The following is a 1,781-nucleotide window of genomic DNA, read 5'->3' as shown; positions in this document are numbered from 1 at the left end:
CTGTTTGTGATCGCCTGTTCTACCTGCTGATCAATCGCTGCCTTTACTGCCTGTGTGCTCGCTTCAGCACAAGTCTCCGGCTGAGGATCAAATACGATATCTTCTAACCCAACAGGTACTGTTACCCCCTGTTGCGGTGTGGTAAAGCGGAAGCAGAGGTTACCCTTAAAACAAATTTTATAATTATCTAACTTGTAAAAAATCAAATTTCTACCTCCGGAAGTATTCCCATCATTAGGAATCAAATTTTCTATTGATGCCGTCGTAAAAGGACTGTTTCCACCATTAATTGATGCAATTCCTGACCATGAAAAAGCATCTGTATATAATGCTACTATATCAAATGAGGACGAAATAACCGTACGGCTGATATCAAGAGGCTCGACGCTCCATGAATGTAAATTTAACCTTCCGCTGTTAAAATAATAACTGTTTTGCTGACCATAAACTGAAACAAAATCATCTTGGTTATTCTTCTCATGCGGCCTTACTCCTCCAGTAAGATAATTTTTTGTAATACCATTATGATCTATTTCAATGAGATACCCAGTTGAGCTACCTGCAAGATTAAAATCATTACTACTAATACTATAATTATAGGTATTAAGGATAATCGAATTAAATGAACGAGCCTGTAAATACATCACTCCTCCGCCATTAATCTCACTATGTACTTCAATCCACTTATGTGTTTTGTAAGCTCCATTTTTATCATATACCAACAAAAGAAATACCTCTTTTGGAATAGGAGGTACATTGTTGAGGGACATGTTAAAAGTGTAAAGACTATTATTTATATTAATATTAAATGATGCTTGGCTTGAGGATGCCTTAAATTGAATAAGATGATAGGCATTACCGGAAATATCAACTCTACTTGAGAAATAAAGAGAAACTATTCCAGTATATGATACAGGTATCCTATAATCTTCAATTACGTTTCCATTCAATGAGCTCAATTTTACGAAACTAATGTCTTGTTTTCCGATTCCTGCGTTGATAAATCCTGTGAAAATTAAGTTATTATCAACACCAAAAATTGGATCTATATATATACTAGTGGAAGTATTGATTCCTTTCCTCCCCCATATTACACTTCCTTTATCTGATATTTTTTCTACTAAGGTATACTTTCCCCTTGGGGTATTTGAATCAAAAACTACATCATTTATCCTTATTCCGTAATTGATGACTTCGTCATCAGCTGATGAAGCTGAAGAACTAAATTGCAGTGATACAACTAGAAAATCTTCGTTAATACTTAAATCCAAGATCCCTCCAACATTATCTCCCTGCGGCTGTGAAGGAATATTAATGTAATCAATTTTATATTGTCTATGCCAAAGTAAATTACCTGCTCGATTATATTTAATTAGAACTGCATCTCGTTTTACGTCTTGATTTATTAAGGTGGTATTATTATTAAGGACTAAGGTATTAACAAAAGTCATTAGTACATACATGTTACCGGATTTATCAACCACAGTGCTTAAACTATGCAGAGAGGCGTCCTTACCTCCTGCTAATGTCTTAGCATAGTTTACATAATATTTTCCCTGTTCAAAGTTCGAGGGTAAAACAATAGATGTTATTAAATCCCAATTAGAAGAGCAATTTTGCCCACTCTCCTTCACCTCCACTTCAAAATCATAAGTCAGCGCTTTGGTGATCTTCTCCCATTCTTCTGGTTTTCCATACGCTTTTACTTTCATTGGACTGCCTGCCTGGTCTTGCAGTGTGGGTGTTAATGGTGTATTACAATAATTGTCAATACAGTTTTG

The 1,781-nt window shown here is 35.3% G+C and carries 1 protein-coding gene; it reads right to left on the bottom strand.

Annotation, left to right across the window (positions count from 1 at the left end; genetic code table 11):
- Positions 1-1,781, bottom strand: a 1,781-nt coding sequence (locus KK060_RS24785) for a hypothetical protein (RefSeq protein ID WP_254157967.1), incomplete at both ends; no start/stop codon positions are given.

It is taken from the genome of Chryseosolibacter indicum, from assembly GCF_018598585.1.
GTDB classification, from domain to species: domain Bacteria; phylum Bacteroidota; class Bacteroidia; order Cytophagales; family Cyclobacteriaceae; genus Chryseosolibacter; species Chryseosolibacter indicus.
Note: the sequence above shows the minus strand (reverse complement) of the source record. Positions and strands in the feature narration are given on the sequence as shown.